The organism is Luteococcus sanguinis (assembly GCF_039527675.1).
GTDB classification, from domain to species: Bacteria; Actinomycetota; Actinomycetes; order Propionibacteriales; family Propionibacteriaceae; genus Luteococcus; species Luteococcus sanguinis.
In genome coordinates, this window is sequence record NZ_BAAAKI010000014.1 from 111,893 (window position 1) to 131,882 (window position 19,990).

Consider the following 19,990-nt stretch of genomic DNA (forward strand, 5'->3'; position numbering starts at 1 on the left):
GTGGGGAACCGGGGCTTCGTCGTGTCTGGGTCGGCCGGGCAGGCAGGTCGGCGTTCAGGCGGGTCAGCGCCCGAAGAGCTGTCCCTGGACGCTGGTGATGAAGGCGTCCATCGCCCCGGGCAGGTCACGAAGGTGCCAGTCGCCGGGAGCGCGGTACCAGTCCAGCTCCTCGCCGTCCGGGGTGTCGTCGTGGTCGGCGTCGGCCAGGGCCTGCAGCCAGCGCTCGCGTCCGCCGAGCACGACCGCATAGGGCAGCACGCGGGACAGTTCGGCGTACTCGTCGCCGGCCGGAAGCTGGTTGGTGGGCTGGGTCATCAGCTGGGACGCGAGCGCCGACAGCCCGCCCAGCAGCGCCCCGCCGGATGCAGTGCGGCGCGGCATCTCCTGGGCCACGACGAGCGTGCCCACCGCGAGGCCCACCAGCGCCAGCCCGACCAGCCCATAGGGGGTGAAGGCAGCCAGCAGGAGCAGGGCAAGCACGCAGAGCCCCAAAAGCACCCACCCCAGGGCCGCCCACTTCGAGCGGGTACGGTCCGGACGTCCGTCGAACCAGCCGAGCTGGTGGACGTCCTCGTAGAGCTCGTCCTGCACGCGCCCGATCACCGGCGCCACCGCGGCCTGGATGCCGGAGACGGTCGCCGCCGCGCCATCGGCCGGGGCCACGGCATCGCGCAGCGTGATCTCGTACGCCCGCAGGTCACCCTCGCCCTCCTCGCGGCGCTCGAAGGTCCAGTCGAGGGCGCGGTGCGCGTCCTGCGGCAGCTCGACGATCCGCAGCCAGCCGCGGGTGGCGAGGTCGATCAGGGTGGCGGTGACGTCGACGGGGTCGACGCGCTCGTCCGCGACGGTGCCCACGTGGCCGGGACGCACCTCGTGCAGCACCCGGAAACGGCTCTCACCAGCAGCGACGGGGGTGAACTCGGCGATCGGGGTGACCTTGCGCGGGTCGATGGTGTCGCGGCCCGAGCGGCGGTGCACCGCCCACAGCGCCAGGCCACCCAGCAGCAACGGCAGCAGGGAGGCGAGCAGCGTGGTCGGGTTGATGGTGAAGGCCCGGTCGAGGCTCCAGCGGTGCTTGAGCACGGCATTGGCACCCACCGACTCGGGCATGCCGAAGCTCAGCACCACCTCGTCGCCCGCGTGGCGGGGACCATCGGTGAACTGCGGGTCACTGTCGGGCATCTGGCCGCCCGAGAAGGTGGAACAGGGCTGGTGCGAACCGGCAGGCCCCGATTCGCAGTCGACGTAGGTGATGGTGGCGGGTGGCTGCACACGTCCGGTCACCGTCTTGGCGTCCACCGAGAGGCCCTGGAAGACCGGCCAGGAGAATTCGACTCCCGCCGGGGTCTGGCCATTGGCGGCCACGCGGCGCAGGGTGCCGTCGACGGTGTAGGTGATGGTGATGGGGTTGCGGCCAGCGGCCGTGGTGTCGATGGTGACGACCTGGGCGTCGTCCTTGCTCTCGACGGTCGCCGACAGGTCGGTGCTGCCAGCCTTGGCGACGATGTCGTGGACGTCGGTCTGGTAGTACTGCCCGCCGGGCAGGTCGGTCGTGGTCTCGAGCTGTTGCACGATCTGTGCCGGTGCCACGCCAGCGAACTTGATCGTCTCCGTCACCTCCAGTGAGCCGGACTCCCGAAGCACCGCGTCGACGGCCACCGACTCGGCCTGATCGGCGGCATGGGCCATCGGGGCACCGGCGGCCCAGGACAGTGCCGTCAGGGCGATGACGGACAGGCCCAGTGCGGCAGTGGTGGCACGGTGGGGATGAGTGCGGCGGGGACGAGAGACGGAGCTGGTCACGGGCGAGACCTTTCGGTGTGACGACGCTGGCAACTATTCCACAGCGCTTGCGGGCTGTCGGGGCGGTGGCGTTCGCCATGGGCATGAGCACGGCCGAGCGCCTTGTCGGATGCGGCAGTTAGTCTGGGCGGGTGAGTCAGTGGGGGAACCAGAACCAGCCGTCCGGCCAGCCTGACGGCCAGTCCTACTGGGGGCGGTCGTCGGGTCAGAGCAGTCAGGGCAACTGGGCGCCCCCATCGGGCAATCCGTGGGGCCAGGGCACTGGTACGTCAACGCCCGCCTTCGGGCAGGGACGTTTCGGCCAGCAGTACCCCACGCAGCAGTACCCCACGCAGCAGTCCTATCCGCAGAACCCCTACGGCCAGCAGCAGACATACGGCCAACAGGGATATGGCCAACAGGGATACGGGCAGCCACAGGCCCAGTACCAGCAGAACCAGTACCAGCAGCAGGTGCAGTACCAGAGCAACCCCTATGGCGGACGTCCGCCGAAGCGCCGCAATCCCCTGCTCACCCTGCTCAAGGTCGTGCTGATCACCGGCGCCCTCATGTTCGCCGGGCTCCTGCTGCTCGGCTTCCTGTTGCTGCAGAGCGTCGACATCCAGGTGCCCACCGAGACCGAGAGCAGCGGCCCCACCGCCACGGCCACCACTTTTCCGTCAACCGCGACGACGGCTTCCGCGGGGGCCACTCGCAGCGCGTCGGCCAACCCCTCGGCCACCGGAAGCGTGAGTTACCAGAACGACGCCTATGTGCCGCCGGCGGCCGACCAGAACCCGCCCGGTCTCCCCGAGCCGGAGACCTACACCGAGGCCACCCAGCTGCTCACCGACAATCCGCTGTACGCCCAGTCGGTGCCACGTCCGGTGCGGTGCGAGATGAGGGCGATCAACCTCGAGCAGGCAAGCAATGCCGAGTTGGAGGCGCACCTCAACGACATGATGGCCTGCCTGATGCGCGTGTGGGCGCCGCCGGTCGAGGCGGCCGGGTTCCAGGCCGTGCGCCCTTCGGTGACGGTGTACTCGAGCGCCATCTCGACCAAGTGCGGCAAGCTCCCGATGAACAATGCGGTCTACTGCGGTTCCGACCAGCAGGTCTACTACGCCGACGACCTCTACCAGGTGGTCCCGGCCTCGCTGCGCAGTTCTCGCTTCATCACCGAGGCGGTGGTGGCCCACGAGTTCGGCCACGCCGTGCAGGCGCGCACCGCGATCCTGATCAGCGAGGCAGCGTGGGCGGAGAAGTCCAACAAGTCCAAGGCCCTGGAGTACTCCCGCCGCCTTGAGGTGCAGGCCGACTGCATGGCGGGGATGTTCCTGGGTTCGATCGCCCAGTCGACGCAGATGACGGACGCCGAACTGGCCAACGTCCCCAAGCTCTTCCGCAGCTTTGGCGACGATGTGGCCACCGGCCAGGCCGACTACGTCGGCAACCATGGCAGGGGCGCCAACCGGGCCGCCTGGGCGACCAAGGGGCTGGCGAACACCTCCGTCGGCGCCTGCAACACCTTCTCGGCGCCCAGTTCGTCGGTGCGCTGAGCAGAACTGCTCCCGGGGCCCTCAGGACACCATGAGCCGCAGGTGGTCCAGGACAGCAGGAGCAGGGCGGTTGGCCTCAGGACACCATGAGCAGGGCAGTGGCCATGGCTGCGACGCCCTCGCCGCGGCCGGTGAGCCCCAACCCGTCGGCGGTGGTGGCGCCGAGGCTGACCTCAGCGCCCAGGGCCTGCGACATCACCTTCTCCGCCTCCGCACGGCGGGCGGCCAGCCGCGGACGGTTGCCGATCACCTGGACGGCGACGTTGCCGATCTCGAAGCCGGCCTCGCGGACGCGTCGTGCCGTCTCGGAGAGGAAGGCGACGCCCGACGCACCCGCCCATTGAGGCTGGGACGTGCCGTAGTTCGACCCGAGGTCACCCAGCCCCGCGGCCGACAACAGGGCGTCGCAGACGGCGTGGCAGGCCACATCGCCGTCCGAGTGCCCAGCCAACCCCTGGGGCTCGTCCGGGAAGTGCAGACCGGCGCAGTGCATGGGCTGCCCGTTGCTGAGCTGGTGGACGTCGACGCCGATTCCGGTGCGGAACATGTGGGCTCCTCAGTGGTTGGAGCGCTGGCGCCAAAGGCGCCGGCCGCTGTGGTGTCCGATGGTCGCCCGCGCCTTCCACATTGCCTTGGCGACGGTCAGGTCGGTGGGTTCGGTGATCTTCATCGCCAGCCGGGAACCCTCGACGAGTTCGACGCGGTGACCCGCCGCCTCGGCGCAGGCGAGGTCGTCGGTGAACTCCAGGCCCTGCTCGGCGGCGGCCTCGTGCGCGTTCAGGATCAGCGGGAAGGGGAAGCCCTGCGGGGTCTGGATGGCCCGCAAGAGCGATCGGTCCACGACCTGGGTGGGCCCGCCGTTCGGGTCGACCATCCGGATCGAGTCGACGACCGGGAGCGCCGGTGCGACAGCCGAGGCCCCGCCGCGAACGCACTTGATCACCTCGGCCACCACCCAGGCGGGAACCATCGGACGCACAGCGTCGTGCACCAGGATTACCTTGGTGTGGGCGAGGCGTTCGTCCTGGGCGACCGAGAGCAAGCCGTTGCGGACCGACTTCTGCCGGGTGTCGCCGCCATTCGTGGTGTGGATCGGGATCGGCGCGCCAGCGAGCGCCCTGGCGAAATGCCCGAGGGTGGCCGGGTTGGCGACGACGACCGCGTCCGTGCAACCACCGGCGGCCATGGCCTCGATGGACATCGATATGAGGGCCTGGCGCGTGATGCGCAGCGCTGGCTTGGGTGTCGTCCCGCCGTAGCGAACGCCGAGACCAGCAGCTACCAGGATCGCGACCACGGGCTCCGACATGGGCATGAGTATCCCACAATGCAGAACTGCCCCCGGCGCGCGTGGGGGCGGTTCTGTCGCTGTGTCAGCTGTTCAGCTCGCGAGCACCTCGTCGAGCATGACCTCGGCGCGGTCCTCTTCGACCTTCTCGGCCAAGGCCAGTTCGCTGACGAGGATCTGGCGCGCCTTGGACAGCATCCGCTTCTCGCCGGCGGACAGGCCACGTTCCTTCTCGCGGCGCCACAGGTCACGGACGACCTCAGCCACCTTCATGACATTGCCGCTGTGCAGCTTCTCGAGGTTTGCCTTGTAACGACGGGACCAGTTGGTGGGCTCCTCGGTGTGCGGGGCACGCAGGACGCTGAACACCCGCTCCAGCCCGTCCGCGTCGACCACGTCCCGGACGCCCACCAGGTCAAGGTTGCACGCCGGCACCCTCACCACCAGGTCGGTCTGCCCCAGGATGCGCAGCACCAGGTACAGCTTGTCTTCGCCCTTGATCTTGCGCGTCTCGATGTCTTCAATGACAGCGGCCCCATGATTGGGGTACACCACCGTCTCACCGACAGTAAAAGTCATAGCCTTTGCAACCCCTTTCCCGAAGTCAAGTCTACCACGCCAACAGAAGGCCACGAAATGCGTACGGCCTAGCCAGAGGCCAAATGTGGGCCAAACAAGGGGTTGACTTTCACTGATTGCTATGCCCGGCGGGCCGTGAATCGGGGTTCTGAGCCCCTCGCCCCACAGGCCCAAAATGCCGCCCGACGAGCAGCGGAGCGGGAGAATCGCTAGTCTGAACCCACCCGAGCCGACGAAGGATTCGACGTATGAGCATGCTTGCCCCCAACCACTCCGCTCGTGGTGCGCGCGTCGCTGCTGCCGCGTGCCTGGGCCTGACCATCGCCTTGACGGGATGCGTCAACCACGAGACCTCCACCCCCTACCAGCCCGCCGCCGGTGTGCAGACCAATGCCGCGGGCATGCAGGTGCGCAACCTGATGTTCGTGAGCGACGGCGGCACCAGCGCCAAGCTGCAGGGCACACTGATCTCGGCGCAGGATGACACCCTGAAGTCCATCACCGGCACCTCCTTGAACAGCGACAACAGCGACAAGTCGCCGCTGTCGCTGGCGATCAAGGACGTGGCGATGAAGCAGGGGCAGCCCGTGAACCTCGCCGCCCAGAAGGTGGCCGCCAGCGGCGTCACCGCCGGCGGCATGACCAAGCTGACGCTCACCTTCGCAAAGGCGGAGCAGATCACCATGATGGTCCCGGTCGTCGACGCGAAGTCGTCCCAGATCAGCGAAAGCTGAACCCCCACCCAGAGCACGTCCGAGGGGCCTGATCCGGATGGATCAGGCCCCTCGCGCTGTGCTGGCCGTGGTGCGCTCAGCCCTCGAACTTGTAGCCCAGGCCACGGACGGTGACCAGGAGCCTGGGGACCGAGGGGTCCTTCTCGATCTTGGCGCGCAGCCGCTTCACGTGGACGTCGAGGGTCTTGGTGTCACCGACATAGTCAGCACCCCAGATCCGGTCGATCAGCTGGCCTCGGGTCATCACCCGTCCGGCATTGCGCAGGAGCAGTTCCAGCAGCTCGAACTCCTTCAGCGCCAGCCGGATGGCCTGCCCGTCCACGGACACCTCGTGGCGCTCGACGTCCATCCGGACGCCGCCGGCCTCGACCAGTTCTGGCAGCAGCTCGCTCTCCTGCCCGCGGCGCAGGACCGCGCGTATGCGGGCCACCAGCTCGCGGTGGGAGAAGGGCTTTGTGACGTAGTCGTCCGCGCCGAGCTCCAGGCCGACGACCGTGTCGATCTCGGTGTCACGCGCGGTGACCATGATGATCGGCACATTGCTGTGCGAGCGCAGCTGGCGACAGACTTCGGTGCCGGGCATACCGGGCATCATCAGGTCCAGCAGCACCAAATCAGCGCCGCCTCGGTCGAACTCGACGAGTCCGGCCGCACCATCGGCAGCCTCCTGCACCTCGAAGCCCTCCTTGCGCAGCATGTACGCGGTGGCCTCACGGTAGGAATCCTCGTCCTCGACGACCAGTACGCGGGTCATGGGGTACCTCTCATCAGTTGGGTCAGTGCTGGGTCAGTTGGGTCAGTGCTGGGTCAGTTGGGTCAGTGCTGGGTCAGTTGGTTCGTCTCGGGTTCCGGCTCGCTGCCGGGCACGGGGACGTGGAGCGGAAGGTGCAGGGTGAAGGTCGAGCCCTGGCCGGGCTTGCTCCACAGGTCCACCGAACCGCCGTGGACCGCCACGATGTGCTTGACGATCGACAGGCCGAGGCCGGTGCCACCGTTGGCGCGGCTGCGCGCGTAGTCGACGCGGTAGAAGCGCTCGAAGATGCGCTGCTGGTCGGCGGCGGAGATGCCGATGCCGTTGTCGGCGACGGAGATCTCCACGAAGGGGTCGTCCTCATCCACGACCTGCGTGGTGATCGCGACCCGGGCATTCTCGTTGGAGTAGACGATGGCGTTCTGCACCAGGTTGGCGACCGCGTCCACCAACTGGGTCGCATCGCCCAGCACGGTGACCTGCTCGTTCCCGGCACGCAGCACGTTGACCGCGCGCGACGCGGCCAGCTCGCGGGTGCGCGCCAGCGCCTCCCCGATGATGTCGGTGACCACGACGGGCTGCGCCTGCAGCATTGGGTCGTCTGCCTGCAACCGCGACAGGGCGATGATCTGGGCAACCAACTCCCCCAGGCGCGCCGCTTCCGAGTGCATGCGTCCGGCGAAGTGACGGACGGCCTCTGGCTCATCCGCGGCACCCTCGACCGCCTCCGACAACAGTTGGATTGCGCCAATCGGCGTCTTCAGCTCGTGCGAGACATTCGTCACGAAGTCGCGCCGGGTCTCCTCCACCCGCAACTGCGGGGTCCGGTCCTCGGCAAGCACCAGCACCTGCCCGAAGCCCAGGTAGGTCGCCCGGATGTTCAGGTGCTGCACGGGAGCGCTGGGGCTGCGCCGGTGTGCCACGTCGAAGGCCTGCATCCGCTCGTCCCGCCGCACGGTTCGCACCGCGTCCAGCACCTCGGGCAACAGCACCCGGTCACCGCGGACGAGACTGAAGGCCCGGGCCTGGCTGGTGGCGTGCAGCACCTCGTCATGGGGGCCGCAGACCAGGGCGCCAGTGCGCAGCACCGCGAGCACCTCGAGGATCTGGGGGTTGACGGTGGCAGGGCCGGAGCGTTCCAGCGCGGGTTCCTCGGCCTCCGGGGGCTCCCGCAGGGCCCCGACGATCCATCCCATGAGCCCCCCGATGAACAGGGCGAACGCAGCCAACAGGCCGCTGGTCAGGGCAGACATCAGGGGGACGAGCGTCACGACGTCAGTCTAGGGTGGCTGGCCGACCTGCCATGGGCATGCGGTAGGTTGAGCGTTGGAACCGTTCAGCCACTGTTCACGCTCCGGACACCGCACGTCCGCGCCACGTCGGGACAGTTTGCCTAGTCTCGTCGGGACGTGCGTGGCCCTGGCCAGGGGAACGGGGATCCCCCGCCAGACCCGCTCCGACCACCACGCAAGGGACTGAAGGAAGAGATGCGCGAGACCTATCACGAAGAACTCGACCAGGTCGTCAACGACCTCGTCACCATGACAGCCAGTGTCCGCGTGGCCGTGGCAGATGCCACTCGCGCGCTGCTGGACGCCGACCTGCGGGTCGCCGAGCGCGTGATCGCCGACGACAGCCGCCTGGACGCCATGCACACCGAGCTCGAGGAGCGTTGCTTCACGCTGCTGGCCCGTCAGGCTCCCGTCGCCGGTGAGCTCCGAACGATCGTCGCCGCCCTCCGGATGGTCTTCGAGCTGGCGCGCATGGGTGACCTGGCTGCGCACGTCGCCAAGATCGCCCGCCTGCGCTACCCCGAGCACGCCGTGCCCGACACGCTGGTCGCTTCCTTCAGCCGGATGGCCCGCCTGGCCGACGAGATGATCGCCAGCGCCGGACGCACCCTCCACGAGCGCAATGTCGACGAAGCGACCGCCCTGGCCGAGAACGACGAGGAGATGGACGAGCTGCGCCGCGACCAGTTCCGCGTGCTGCTCTCGGACGAGTGGGCGCACGGCGTCGAGAAGGCCGTCGACGCGGCTCTGCTCGGTCGCTACTACGAGCGCATCGCCGACCACGCTGTCGCCATGGGCCGACGGATCATCTACGTGATCACCGGCGAGGCCCCCCAGGGCGAGCAGTGGCCCGCCTGATCGGCTGATCTGCCCAGCTGGCCCACACCGCCAACGACAGGGGGGGGGNNNNTGTGCGCTGTGGCGCTGAGGTCTTCTGCTCAGCAGGTCACTTCTTCTTGCCCTGGTTCTTGACCGCCTCGATCGACGCCTTCGCGGCCTCCGGGTCGAGGTAGCGACCACCCTTGGTGACGGGCTTGAAGTCGTCGTCCAGCTCGTAGAACAGCGGGATGCCGGTGGGGATGTTCAGGCTGGCGATGTCTTCGTCGCTGATCTCGTCGAGGTGCTTGACCAGTGCACGCAGCGAGTTGCCGTGCGCGGTGACGAGCACGGTCTGGCCGCTGGCCAGGTCGGGCTTGATGTCGCTCTCCCAGTACGGGATCATGCGCGCGACGACGTCCTTCAGGCACTCGGTCTGGGGACGTTCGGCCTCGGGGATGTCGGCGTAACGCGCGTCGTTGAACTGGGAGTACTCCGCATCCTTGTCCAGGACGGGCGGCGGCGTGTCGTACGAACGACGCCACAGCATGAACTGCTCCTCGCCGTACTTGGCGAGGGTCTCGGACTTGTCCAGGCCCTGCAGACCGCCGTAGTGACGCTCGTTCAGGCGCCAGCTGCGGCTGACCGGGATCCAGTGGCGGTCGCAGTTGTCGAGGGCCAGGTAGGCCGTGTGGATCGCGCGACGCAAGAGCGAGGTGTGCAGCTTGTCGGGGAGCAGACCTTCGGACTCGAGAAGCTCGCCGCCGCGCTTGGCCTCGGACTCGCCCTTCTCGTTGATGTCGACGTCCACCCACCCGGTGAACAGGTTCTTCTGGTTCCACTCGCTCTCGCCGTGGCGGAGCAGGATCAGCTTGTAGGTCATGGCGACAGCCTATCGACGTTGAATCATGGCCGAGTGGTTGGATGGGGTCATGACCAATGGTGAGGCTGTGGGGTTCGCAGTGGTGACCGGTGCCAGCTCCGGGATCGGTGCCGCAACGGCCCGTCGGCTGGCTGCCCAGGGGTACCGGGTGCTGTGCGTGGCACGTCGCGCCGACCGGGTGCAGCAGTTGGCCGCCGACATCGGGGGCGACTGGTTGGAGTGCGATGTCACCGATCAGGCAGCCGTGGATGCGCTGGCCCAGCGCGTCGGTGGCTCACTCGACCTGCTGGTGAACAATGCGGGCGGGGCCGTGGGCCAAGAGCCCCTGGCGCAGGCTGACTTCGACGCCTGGGAGACCATGTTCGCGTCCAATGTCTTCGGGACCGCGCGGGTGACCAAGGCCCTGCTGCCCGCGCTGGTGCAGGCCGCCGGGACGATCGTCTTCGTCACCTCGACCGCTGCCGAGTCGGCCTACGAGGGCGGCGCCGGCTACTGCGGCGCCAAGTCAGCCGAGCGCTCCATGGTGGGTGCGCTGCGCCTCGAGATCGTCGACCGGCCGGTGCGGGTGTGTGAGATCAGCCCCGGCATGGTGCGCACGGACGAGTTCAGCCTGACCCGTTTCCACGGTGACCAGGCCAAGGCGGACGCTGTCTACGCCGGAGTGGATGAGCCCCTGGTGGCCGACGACATCGCCGACGCGATCAGCTGGATGGCGACCCGCCCGTCACACGTGAACATCGACCGGCTCGTGATCCGTCCCCGAGCACAGGCGGCCAACCACAAGGTGCACCGCACCTGCTGACTCAGCCCAGCTCGTCGCATTCGAGCCCGGCTGGGACGGACAACTGGGCACCCCCGGATGGGAGCGCCCAGTTCTCGAGCGGTTGTTCAGGCAGTGCAGGTCAGGCGAACTCGATGAGCGCCTGGCCACCCTGGACGGGCTGGCTCTGCTCCACCAGGATGCGACCCACCGTGCCGGCGCTGGGCGCGGTGATCTCGGTCTCCATCTTCATGGCCTCCAGCACGACGAGCACCTGACCGGCCTCGATCGCGTCCCCCTCCTTCACCAGGATGCGGGCGACGGAACCAGCCAGCGGTGCGACGACCGCGTTGCTGCTGGCGGCCGGCATCGAGGCGCGGGTGGGGATCGGGTTGTTGCCGGTGTTGACGCCGCCGATGACGACCGGGCTGAGGATCGCGCTGTGCTGGTCCTCCTCCTCGACCTCGACGTCGATCACGTATTCCGTCCCGTTGACGGTCACCTTGAGCTTCATGTCATCTCTCTTGTCTGGTCAGCGGACCGAGCGGTTGTGCACTCGTCCGCGGGCCTCAGTGGTCCAGTTGCGGGCCGGACGGAAATGGACGGCCTTGATGGTCGCCTTGTGGCCCAGGAAGGCCGCCACGGCGGCTGAGATGGCCACCATGACGTCATCGGGCACCTTCTGGTTGCCCTGCAGGGTGGCCACCTGGCCCTCGAGCGCGGTGAGGCGCGCAGTGAGCTCGGCGACCAGTGCCTGCAGGTCAGCGGTGTCAGTGGTTGGCTGCGACATGTCCACCCCGATCAGGCCGGCTCGAGGCCGTGCTTCTTGGCGGGGCGCAGCTGGCGCTTGGTGGCCAGGATCTCCAGCGAGAGCGCCAGCATGCGACGCGTCTCGGCGGGGTCGATGATGTCGTCCACCTGGCCGCGGGAGGCGGCCATGTACGGCGTCGAGAAGGTCTCGCGGTACTCCTCGACCAGCTCGGCGCGCCGAGTCGTCGGATCTTCGGCGGCGTCGATCTCCCGCTTGAAGACGACGGCCGCGGCGCCCTCGGCACCCATGACGGCAATCTCGGCGCTGGGCCAGGCGAAGACCTTGTCGGCGCCCAGGTCCTTGGAGCACATCGCCAGGTAGGAGCCACCGTAGGCCTTGCGCATGACGACCGTGATCTTCGGCACGGTGGCCGCCGCGTAGGCGTACAGCATCTTCGCGCCGTGGCGGATGATGCCGCCGCGCTCCTGCGCGACACCCGGCAGGAAGCCGGGGACGTCGACCAGGTTCACGACCGGGATGTTGAAGGCGTTGCAGAAACGGATGAAGGTCGACGCCTTGTCCGAGGAGTCGATGTCCAGCACGCCGGACATCACCGAGGGGTTGTTCGCCACGAAACCGACCGTGCGGCCGACGATTCGACCGAAGCCCACCACGATGTTCTGCGCGAAGCCGGCCCGGACCTCGAGGAAGTCACCCCGGTCCACGATCTCGCGGATGACCTCGCGCACGTCGTAGCCCTTGTTGCCCTCATCCGGGATGATCTCGCGCAGGCGCGGGTTGTCCTGGACGTCGTCGACGGGCTGGACGATCGGAGCCTCCTCGGCATTGTTCTGCGGCAGGAAGCTGAGCAGCTTCTTCGCCAGGAACAGTGCCTGCTCGTCATCGTCGGCCACGAAGTGCACGACGCCGGATGCCATTTGCGCGTCCGCGCCACCCAGCTCGTCCTGGGTGACGTCCTCACCGGTGACCTGCTTGATGACATTCGGGCCCGTGATGAACATGTGGGCCTTGCGCGTCTGGATGATGAAGTCGGTCAGGGCCGGGGAGTAGACCGCGCCACCGGCGCAGGGGCCAGCGATGACGGAGATCTGCGGCACGACGCCCGACAGGAGGACATTCTCGTAGAACACCTTGCCGTAGCCGGACAGCGAGTCGATACCCTCCTGGACGCGGGCGCCACCCGAGTCGTTGATGAAGACGAAGGGTGTGCCCGTCTCGAGCGCCGCGTGCATCGACTCGGCGACCTTGACGTTGTGCACCTCGCCCGCGGAGCCACCGGCGACGGTGAAGTCCTGGCTGGCGAAGTGGACGGGACGACCGAGCACCGCGCCGGCGCCAGTGATGACGCCGTCAGCGGGCATGTCCGCCTTGTCCATGCCGAAGAAGGTGGTGCGGTTCTTGCGGAAGGCGCCATCCTCGAGCAGGGTTCCCGGATCGATCAGGGTATCGACGCGCTCGCGCGCGGTCATCGCACCCTTCTCGTGCTGCTTGGCGATGCGCTTCTCGCCGCCACCGGCCCGGACGCGTGCGCGTTCGGACTGGAGCTGCTCGAGGCGATCGGCCATGGTCTTGTTCTTGGCCATTGTTGTTATCCCTTCGCCGGTCAGGCCGGCTCGACCTTGACGGTGTGCTTGCGACCGTCGAAGGAGACGTTGTAGGTGACAGGTTCGGACAGCGCATTGGCCTTGCCAGCCGCAGCGTCCGCCTCGGCCTGGAGCTGGGCCCCGGTCTTGCCGACATTCTTCGGGCCCTCCTCGCGGGAGGCGAAGAACTTGGGCGCGACGCCGGGGAACATGGCGTTGGTGAGCACGTCCTCCTCGGTGCCGTTGTAGCCCGGGAGCGCCTCGGCGTCAGCGACCAGCTTTTCCCACTCGGGCTCGAGCAGGTCGGCCGGACGCACCGTGATCTCGTCCTTCTTCTGCTGTGCCTTGGCCAGAGCGACGACCTCGGGGTTGCGCTCGCCCATGCACTCGCCGTAGTAGCCGAGCATCAGGTCGGCGAACTCGCCGGTCATCACCTTGTAGCGGCCCATCAGGACGTTGAACACGGCCTGGGTGCCGACGATCTGGCTGGACGGGGTGACCAGCGGCGGGTAGCCGGCGTCCTTCTTGACGACCGGCACCTCCTCCATGACCTCCTTGATGCGGTCACCCGCACCCTGTGCCTTGAGCTGGCTCTCCATGTTCGAGAGCATGCCGCCGGGGATCTGGCTGCGGAATATGTCGGTGTCCACCAGGGTGGCCGACTCGAAGGCCTTGTACTTGGGACGGATCGCCGCGAAGTGGTCGCGGATCTTGATGAGGCGGTCCATGTCGAGGCCGGTGGTGAACTCGGTGCCCTCGAGCATCTCGACCAGCGACTCGGTCGGGTTGTGGCCCGGGCCGAGGCTCATGGAGCTGATGGCGGTGTCGACCACGTCGGCGCCGGCCTCGATGGCCTTCATCAGCGTCACCAGGGTCACGCCGGTGGTGGAGTGGCAGTGGACGTTGACCTGCACGTCCTCGCCGTAGGTCTCCTTGATGCCCCGGATGATGTCATAGGCGGGCTGCGGCTTGAGCAGCGCGGCCATGTCCTTGAGGGCAAGGCTCTCGGCGCCCATGTCCAGCAGCTGGCCGGCGAGCTTGACGTAGCCCTCGACGGTGTGGAGCGGGCTGATCGTGTAGCAGATGGTGCCCTGGGCGTGCTTGCCCGTCTTCTTGACCGCCTGCATGGCCTCGGCCATGTTCCGGGGGTCGTTCAGGGCGTCGAACACACGGAAGACGTCCATGCCGTTCTCGGCGGACTTGTCGACGAACTTCTCGACGACCATGTCCTCGTAGTGTCGGTAACCCAGCAGGTTCTGACCACGCAGCAGCATCTGCAGGCGGCTGTTCGGCAGCAGCTTGCGGAAGGTGCGCAGACGCTCCCAGGGGTCTTCGTTGAGGAATCGGATGCAGGAATCAAAGGTGGCCCCACCCCAGCACTCAACCGACCAGTAGCCGGCAGCATCAATGTCAGCACAAGCATCGACCATGTCTTCCATGGCCATGCGGGTTGCCATCAAGCTCTGGTGCGCATCGCGGAGGGCGACCTCTGTTACGCCAATCTGTCGCGGACTCATGGGCCCATCCTTGCACCGGGGCCGCCCCGATGGACCGGCGGGGTGCCATTAGCGAAACGGTTCACAAACAGTTCACGCGTGCTGCACGACCGTGCCGTGCGAGGCTGTGGGCATGACGCGTGAACTGCAGGCCACCGCATGCCAGGACAAGTGCGACTGGCGTTCTGCCGACGAGCAGCTGGACGGATTGCAGGTGTTCCGCTGCGGCGGTTGCAACAGCGAGTGGACGACCTCCCAGGGCTGGACCCCCCGCAATCTCGACGGTGAGGTGCCCGCCGAGGTGGCCGCCGCCCGCGCCGCCGCCATCTCCCACACATTGGTCGACGAGGCGCCGATCGTGCCTTTGTCGGGTCCCGCTGGGGGTGGGGGTTCGGTCGGCTCCTGGTGACCAGAGCCTCGGACTGGGTGGCGAAACTGCCATACACGGCAGAAAGGCCACCCACTCCGTGGATCGCGTGTTGTCCACAGCCCCAATACCTGTGGCCGCCGCGGTTTCCACAGTTCTCAGCGACATGACACCAGACGAGCAAGAATTCCGAGAGTGTGGGCATGAAGTCACGCCACCTCTTGCCCGAGGAACTCACGCAGCTCGCCGACCGCCAAGCAGGGGTGCTGTCCAGGGAGCAGGTCCACCGATTCCTCGGTGACTCCGTGATTCGGCGACTGCTGGGCGAGGGGCGATGGCGACGGCTGAGCCGTGGTGTCTACGCCACGCGCACTGCGCCCGACTCCTTCGAGACCTTGGCCTGGGCCGGAGTGCTGGCAGCTGGCCCCGGAGCCATGTTGGGAGAGCATGCCGCGGCCCTCGTGCAGGGAGTCTGGCGGGAGGATCCGCCCATCGTCACGGTGCTCGTGCCGCACGGGAACACCACGAGGCTCGGCCATCCGTGGCGGCTGGTACGGCGCCGACACCTGCCGCGACCGCGCGGGAGCCTACCGCTCACCCCGCCGGAGTGGACCGTGCTTGACCTGTGTGACGTGGAGCCGGAGCGGACCGTCAACTGGGTGACCAGCGCCCTGCGCAACAGGCTGGTGAGCCCCAAGTCCTTGGCCGGGGCGCTCGATGAGCGGGCGCGCATCTCGCGAACCCCGCTTCCCACCCGCGACCTGCTGGAGAAACTGCTCGCCGATGCCCAGGGTCTGGAATCCCCACTGGAACACATCTACGCCACGCGGGTCGAGCGCGCCCATGGTCTGCCACGCGGCGTCCGGCAGGTGCGTCTTGGGCGAACCCGTCAGGACGTCCGCTACGACGGTCTGGTCGTCGAGCTGGATGGCCGTCTTGGGCATGACGACACCGAATCGGTATTTCGAGAGATGTCCCGCGACAACGCATCCTCGATGGGGGGCCTGTTCACTCACCGCTATGGATACGACGACTGCTGGTACCGCCCGTGCGAGACCGCCTTCCAGGTGGCCAGCAAGCTCCGCCAGCTCGGGTGGGCCGGCCAACCGCACCCCTGCCCGTCCTGTCGCAAGGCAGGCCTGTGGAGCGGGTTCGGACTCCCCTGAGCAGACCTCCCCGGACTGGGTGGCGAAACTGCCGTAGTTGGCACAAACTCCACCCAGTCCGCGCGGTTGGAGCGCCGAAGGGCATGAAGGAACCGGCCGGCCCACCACAGGGGACCGGCCGGTTCTCGAGAGCTACAGCTCAGGCGATCACTTGCTGGAGGTGCCAGCGGAACGCAGCTGCTGGCAGGCCTCGACGATGCGGGCAGCCATGCCGGCCTCGGCCAGCTTGCCCCACGCACGGGGGTCGTACATCTTCTTGTTGCCGATCTCGCCGTCGATCTTGAGCACGCCGTCGTAGTTCTTCAGCATGTGGTCCGCGACGGGACGGGTGAAGGCGTACTGGGTGTCGGTGTCGACGTTCATCTTGACGACGCCGTAGTCGACGGCGTCGCTGATCTCCTGCTCGGTCGAGCCGGAACCACCGTGGAAGACGAGCAAGAACGGCTTCTCCTTGCCGTACTTCTCGGCGACGGCACCCTGCAGGTCCTTGAGGATCTCGGGACGCAGCTTGACGTTGCCCGGCTTGTAGACGCCGTGCACGTTGCCGAAGGTGAAGGCCGTCAGGTACAGGCCCTTCTCACCCAGGCCGAGGACCTCGGCGGTGCGCAGGGCGTCCTCGACGGAGGTGTACAGCTTGTCGTTGATCTCACCGACGACACCATCCTCCTCGCCGCCAACGGCGCCGATCTCGATCTCGAGGATCTGCTTGTTGGCCTTGGTCTTGGCCAGCAGCTCCTCGGCGATCTGGAGGTTGCGCTCGACGTCGTCGAGGGCCGAGCCGTCCCACATGTGGGAGTTGAAGATCGGGTCCTGACCCTGGGCGACGCGCTCGGCCGAGAGGTCGAGCAGCGGGCGGACGTAGGTGTCGAGCTTGGGCTCGGGGCAGTGGTCGGTGTGCAGGCCGACATTGATCGGGTAGTTCTTGGCGACCTCACGGATGTAGTCGGCCAGCGCGACCGCGCCGGTGACCATGTTCTTGATGGTCGGGCCGGACGCGTACTCCGCGCCACCGGTCGAGATCTGCAGGATGCCGTCCGAACCGGCCTCGGCGAAGCCCTGCAGGGCCGCGTTGGCGGACTGGGAGGAGGTGACATTGATGGCGGGGTAGGCGAACTTGCCTGCCTTCGCCTTCTCGAACATCTCGGCGTAGGCCTCAGGAGTTGCGACGGGCATGGCCGCCCCTTTCTGTTCTGGACGTTGTCTCGACGTCCATCCTGCCAAACCCGCTGCGATCGTGCAGCAGCGGGTTCCACTTGGTGGCTCACCAGAAGGTGTCTAGCCCCGTCACGTCCAGGCCCTGGCGACCGTCGGAGAAGGCGCGCAGCGCCCCGTCGATGGTGCCCGGGAGCGCGTCCAGGTAGTAGAGCGGCATCTGCCACGCCACCGCAGGTGACGAAGGCCGTTGCCAGAACCGCCTGGGATGGCTGGTGCGCGGGACCTTCACCTTGATCCGCGGGCCGGCGCCGACCTCGTGGCCCCAGACGCCGACCTGGCGCACCTCGTGCCAACCGAGCTGTACCCGCTGGCCGTCCAGGGTGTGGGCGACCATTCCGTCCGCGGTCAGCCGCAAGGCCTCACCGACGGGAATCCGGCCCAGGGCGCGTCGGGCGGCGAAGAGCTGGAAGGCGGCCCACACGATGCCGGCCAGGGAGAAGGCATAACCCACGAGCAACAACCAGGGCGAACCCCAGCTGGCGCGCTGCCACCACCACACGGCCGTCCAGATCACGGCGCTGAACAGCGTCCCCATCACCATCGAGCGCAGCTTCACGCCCATGGTCGCGACCTGGTTGGCCATCTTGACCGGGGTATAACCGACCACGAAGCCCGGAGCCTCGACGACGCGCGCCTCCGCGAACGGCTGCTCGCCGACCGGGGCGTACCCGTACCCGGGCGCGGGGACCATCTCGGAACTGGTGGACATGGGAGCAATCCTAGGTGGCAGCCCAGCGGCAGGGCCGGCACTCACACCAGCACCGAGTCATCCGCATTCTGGGGGCGAATGGTCGAGTGGACGCGATAACGGTCGGCCCGGTACCAGCTGATGGAGAACTCGATGACGCGCTCGTCGCTCCAGGTCACGCGTTCCTGAACCAGCAGCGGGGCTCGCTTGGCGATGCCCAGGATGCGTGCGCGGTGGGCGTCGGCGGCGTCGGCCCAGACCACCTGCTCACCGCGGGTCGCCTCGACGCCGTAGCGGTCGGCGAGCAGGTCGTAGACGAAGTTGAGCTTGTGGTCGAGCAGGCCCGGGAAGATCCGGCTCGGGTACCAGCCGATCTCATGGGCCATCGGGGTCTCGTCGGCCAGCCGGATGCGTTCCAGCCGGACCACCGGCTCCCCCACGTCCACCTGCAGGCCGTCGGCCACCTGGAGGTCGGCCGGGACGGCCGTCGCGGAGAGGACGTCCGTGCGGGGTTCGAGGCCGCGGGAGCGCATCTCGCGGCTGAAGCTCATCAGGTGCAGGCGCGTGTTGACCCGCGGACCGGTCACGAAGGTGCCCTTGCCCTGGGTACGCTCCAACATTCCCTCGTCCACCAGGTCTCCGATGGCCTGCCGGACGGTGACACGGCTCACGCCGAGCTGGTTCACCAGTTCGCGTTCGGACTCCAGCGCGTCGCCGGCGTGGAGTTCCTCCCGGATGCGTCGCTCCAGGATCTGTCGCACCTGCGTCCGCTTGGTCGCGATCGGTGCAACACGTGACACGAGGGCCCCCTTGGAACCAGTTGAGAAGTGGTATCAGCAGCGTACCACCTGCGAATCACGGGCCGTCACCCGGCGTGTTGCACCGCCCAGTGGTACATCGCGATCGCCGCCGCCGCGCCGGCATTGATCGACCGGGTGGATCCATGCTGGGTGATGGCCACCAGGCGCTCGCAGGCAGCGACCATCTCGTCGGTCAGCCCCGGACCCTCGGAACCGAAGACCAGACAGCAGCGCTCGGGCAGGTGCTCGGTCTCCAGCGGGACGGAGCCGGGGAGGTTGTCCACGCCGACCATCACCACGTCGCGTTCCGACAGCCAGGCGACCAGGTCGGCGACCGACTCGTGGTGGACGACGTGTAGGTAACGGTCGGTGACCATCGCGCCACGACGGTTCCAGCGTCGTCGTCCGACAATGTGCACGGCTTCGACGTTGAAGGCATTGGCGGTACGGACGATGGAGCCGATGTTGAAGTCGTGCTCCCAGTTCTGGATGGCTACGTGCAGCGGCTGGCGACGGGCATCCAGGTCAGCGACGATCGCGTCCATCCGCCAGTAGCGGTAGGAATCGACCACATTGCGCCGGTCACCGGCGGCCAGCAGCTCGTCGTCCAGCCGGGGGTCTTCGGGCCATGGCTCCGGGTGCGGACCGACCCCCACCTGGGGTGCGGTCGGGTCATCGACCTGGTCGTCCGACCCGCCATCCGGCGCCCCATCCCACAGCTGCGTCACAGACCCAAAGGTTAGCCTCGACAACGTGACGACATTGCTTTCCCAGGCCTTGATGGTGCCGATGATCATGCCCAGCTGGCTCGACCCCGCAGAGCTGATCCACCGCTTCGGCAACTGGGCCCTGGTGGCCGTTTGCGTGATCCTGTTCGTCGAGTGCGCGATCTTCCCGATCCTGCCCGGCGACTCGCTGCTGTTCACCGTCGGCATGTTCACCGCCATGACGGTGCCAGCCATCACGATGGGCGGCCTGTCGAAGCCGATGGTCTACGTCGCCTCCTGCGCGATCATGACGATCTTCGCGATCGGCGGGAATGTTGCCGGCTATTACGTCGGACGATTCCTGTCGCCGTGGCTGTTCAAGCCCCGGCAGGGCTTCTTCGGCAAGATCTTCAGCCAGGAGAACCTCACCAAGTCGAACCTCTTCTTCGCGAAGTACGGCTCCAAGGCGCTGGTGCTGGGACGGTTCGTGCCGATCGTTCGCACCTTCGTCACCATGGTGGCTGGCGCCTCGCGGATGAACTTCCGCCACTTCATCATCTGGACCGCCATCGGTGGCGTCATCTGGGTCTGGGGCGTGACGCTGCTGGGGTACCTGCTGGGCAACGTGAAGTTCATCGGCGACAACATCGACGCGGTGCTGCTGATCATCGTCGGCGTCTCCCTGCTGCCCATGGTCTTCGAGTGGTGGATGGAGCGCCGCAAGACGGCCAAGGAGTCCGCCGAGGCCTGAT

The 19,990-nt window shown here is 67.6% G+C and carries 22 protein-coding genes; 7 read left to right on the plus strand and 15 right to left on the minus strand.

The window, feature by feature from the left end; all coding sequences use genetic code 11:
• Positions 1–63: 63 nt before the first annotated feature.
• Positions 64–1,803 carry a DUF2207 family protein gene (locus ABD089_RS10865; RefSeq protein WP_343886410.1) on the minus strand — a complete coding sequence of 580 codons (1,740 nt, stop codon included), beginning with the start codon at positions 1,801–1,803 and terminating at the stop codon, positions 64–66.
• A gap of 131 nt (positions 1,804–1,934) precedes the next feature.
• Between ABD089_RS10865 and ABD089_RS10870 the strand changes: the two genes are divergently transcribed.
• Positions 1,935–3,341, plus strand: coding sequence for a neutral zinc metallopeptidase (locus ABD089_RS10870; RefSeq protein ID WP_343886411.1), 1,407 nt, complete (start codon positions 1,935–1,937; stop codon positions 3,339–3,341).
• 76 nt (positions 3,342–3,417) lie between these two features.
• Here the strand turns inward: ABD089_RS10870 and ispF are convergent, their stop codons facing one another.
• From ispF to ABD089_RS10885, 3 genes are all read right to left on the minus strand, one after another.
• On the minus strand, positions 3,418–3,888 hold the full coding sequence (gene ispF / locus ABD089_RS10875; protein WP_343886412.1) for a 2-C-methyl-D-erythritol 2,4-cyclodiphosphate synthase: 471 nt from the start codon (positions 3,886–3,888) through the stop codon (positions 3,418–3,420).
• A gap of 9 nt (positions 3,889–3,897) precedes the next feature.
• Positions 3,898–4,650: a 2-C-methyl-D-erythritol 4-phosphate cytidylyltransferase gene (ispD, locus tag ABD089_RS10880; RefSeq protein ID WP_343886413.1), complete on the minus strand. Its 753-nt coding sequence runs from the start codon at positions 4,648–4,650 to the stop codon at positions 3,898–3,900.
• Between the two features lie 72 nt (positions 4,651–4,722).
• Positions 4,723–5,208, minus strand: a complete 486-nt coding sequence (locus ABD089_RS10885; RefSeq protein WP_343886414.1) for a CarD family transcriptional regulator — start codon at positions 5,206–5,208, stop codon at positions 4,723–4,725.
• Between the two features lie 248 nt (positions 5,209–5,456).
• Here ABD089_RS10885 and ABD089_RS10890 point away from each other — a divergent pair, with 248 nt between their 5' ends.
• Positions 5,457–5,942: a hypothetical protein gene (locus ABD089_RS10890; RefSeq protein WP_343886415.1), complete on the plus strand. Its 486-nt coding sequence runs from the start codon at positions 5,457–5,459 to the stop codon at positions 5,940–5,942.
• A 76-nt stretch (positions 5,943–6,018) separates the two neighbouring features.
• Here the strand turns inward: ABD089_RS10890 and ABD089_RS10895 are convergent, their stop codons facing one another.
• Positions 6,019–6,696, minus strand: a complete 678-nt coding sequence (locus tag ABD089_RS10895) for a response regulator (protein WP_343886417.1) — start codon at positions 6,694–6,696, stop codon at positions 6,019–6,021.
• Positions 6,697–6,758: 62 nt separating this feature from the next.
• Positions 6,759–7,922, minus strand: coding sequence for a sensor histidine kinase (locus ABD089_RS10900; RefSeq protein ID WP_386769077.1), 1,164 nt, complete (start codon positions 7,920–7,922; stop codon positions 6,759–6,761).
• A gap of 258 nt (positions 7,923–8,180) precedes the next feature.
• Here ABD089_RS10900 and phoU point away from each other — a divergent pair, with 258 nt between their 5' ends.
• Positions 8,181–8,843: a phosphate signaling complex protein PhoU gene (gene phoU / locus ABD089_RS10905; RefSeq protein ID WP_343886419.1), complete on the plus strand. Its 663-nt coding sequence runs from the start codon at positions 8,181–8,183 to the stop codon at positions 8,841–8,843.
• A gap of 88 nt (positions 8,844–8,931) precedes the next feature.
• Here the strand turns inward: phoU and ABD089_RS10910 are convergent, their stop codons facing one another.
• On the minus strand, positions 8,932–9,684 hold the full coding sequence (locus ABD089_RS10910) for a phosphoglyceromutase (RefSeq protein ID WP_343886420.1): 753 nt from the start codon (positions 9,682–9,684) through the stop codon (positions 8,932–8,934).
• A 49-nt stretch (positions 9,685–9,733) separates the two neighbouring features.
• Here ABD089_RS10910 and ABD089_RS10915 point away from each other — a divergent pair, with 49 nt between their 5' ends.
• Positions 9,734–10,486 (plus strand): SDR family NAD(P)-dependent oxidoreductase, encoded by a 753-nt coding sequence (locus ABD089_RS10915; protein ID WP_343886421.1) that lies wholly within the window; start codon positions 9,734–9,736, stop codon positions 10,484–10,486.
• A 100-nt stretch (positions 10,487–10,586) separates the two neighbouring features.
• Here ABD089_RS10915 and ABD089_RS10920 read toward each other — a convergent pair whose 3' ends face one another.
• The 4 genes from ABD089_RS10920 to ABD089_RS10935 are packed head-to-tail and all read right to left on the minus strand — an operon-like array spanning position 10,587 to position 14,316.
• Positions 10,587–10,958 carry a biotin/lipoyl-containing protein gene (locus ABD089_RS10920; RefSeq protein ID WP_343886422.1) on the minus strand — a complete coding sequence of 124 codons (372 nt, stop codon included), beginning with the start codon at positions 10,956–10,958 and terminating at the stop codon, positions 10,587–10,589.
• 18 nt (positions 10,959–10,976) lie between these two features.
• Positions 10,977–11,234: a hypothetical protein gene (locus ABD089_RS10925; RefSeq protein WP_343886423.1), complete on the minus strand. Its 258-nt coding sequence runs from the start codon at positions 11,232–11,234 to the stop codon at positions 10,977–10,979.
• A gap of 11 nt (positions 11,235–11,245) precedes the next feature.
• Positions 11,246–12,799: an acyl-CoA carboxylase subunit beta gene (locus ABD089_RS10930; protein ID WP_343886424.1), complete on the minus strand. Its 1,554-nt coding sequence runs from the start codon at positions 12,797–12,799 to the stop codon at positions 11,246–11,248.
• A gap of 20 nt (positions 12,800–12,819) precedes the next feature.
• The gene (locus ABD089_RS10935) at positions 12,820–14,316 is read right to left on the minus strand and encodes a methylmalonyl-CoA carboxytransferase subunit 5S (RefSeq protein ID WP_343886425.1); all 1,497 of its coding nucleotides are present in this window, start codon (positions 14,314–14,316) and stop codon (positions 12,820–12,822) included.
• A gap of 112 nt (positions 14,317–14,428) precedes the next feature.
• On the opposite strand from ABD089_RS10935, the gene ABD089_RS10940 reads away from it, so the two are divergent.
• Positions 14,429–14,704, plus strand: coding sequence for a hypothetical protein (locus ABD089_RS10940; RefSeq protein ID WP_343886426.1), 276 nt, complete (start codon positions 14,429–14,431; stop codon positions 14,702–14,704).
• A 161-nt stretch (positions 14,705–14,865) separates the two neighbouring features.
• Entirely contained in the window at positions 14,866–15,828 is a 963-nt protein-coding gene (locus tag ABD089_RS10945; protein WP_343886427.1) for a type IV toxin-antitoxin system AbiEi family antitoxin domain-containing protein, read from the plus strand.
• 147 nt (positions 15,829–15,975) lie between these two features.
• Here ABD089_RS10945 and fbaA read toward each other — a convergent pair whose 3' ends face one another.
• From fbaA to ABD089_RS10965, 4 genes are all read right to left on the minus strand, one after another.
• Positions 15,976–17,001: a class II fructose-bisphosphate aldolase gene (gene fbaA / locus ABD089_RS10950; RefSeq protein WP_343886428.1), complete on the minus strand. Its 1,026-nt coding sequence runs from the start codon at positions 16,999–17,001 to the stop codon at positions 15,976–15,978.
• An 88-nt stretch (positions 17,002–17,089) separates the two neighbouring features.
• On the minus strand, positions 17,090–17,752 hold the full coding sequence (locus tag ABD089_RS10955) for a hypothetical protein (protein WP_343886429.1): 663 nt from the start codon (positions 17,750–17,752) through the stop codon (positions 17,090–17,092).
• A gap of 41 nt (positions 17,753–17,793) precedes the next feature.
• Entirely contained in the window at positions 17,794–18,531 is a 738-nt protein-coding gene (locus ABD089_RS10960) for a GntR family transcriptional regulator (RefSeq protein WP_343886430.1), read from the minus strand.
• A gap of 65 nt (positions 18,532–18,596) precedes the next feature.
• Positions 18,597–19,187, minus strand: coding sequence for a TrmH family RNA methyltransferase (locus ABD089_RS10965; protein ID WP_343886446.1), 591 nt, complete (start codon positions 19,185–19,187; stop codon positions 18,597–18,599).
• 97 nt (positions 19,188–19,284) lie between these two features.
• Between ABD089_RS10965 and ABD089_RS10970 the strand changes: the two genes are divergently transcribed.
• The gene (locus tag ABD089_RS10970) at positions 19,285–19,989 is read left to right on the plus strand and encodes a DedA family protein (protein WP_343886431.1); all 705 of its coding nucleotides are present in this window, start codon (positions 19,285–19,287) and stop codon (positions 19,987–19,989) included.
• Position 19,990: the final 1 nt, after the last annotated feature.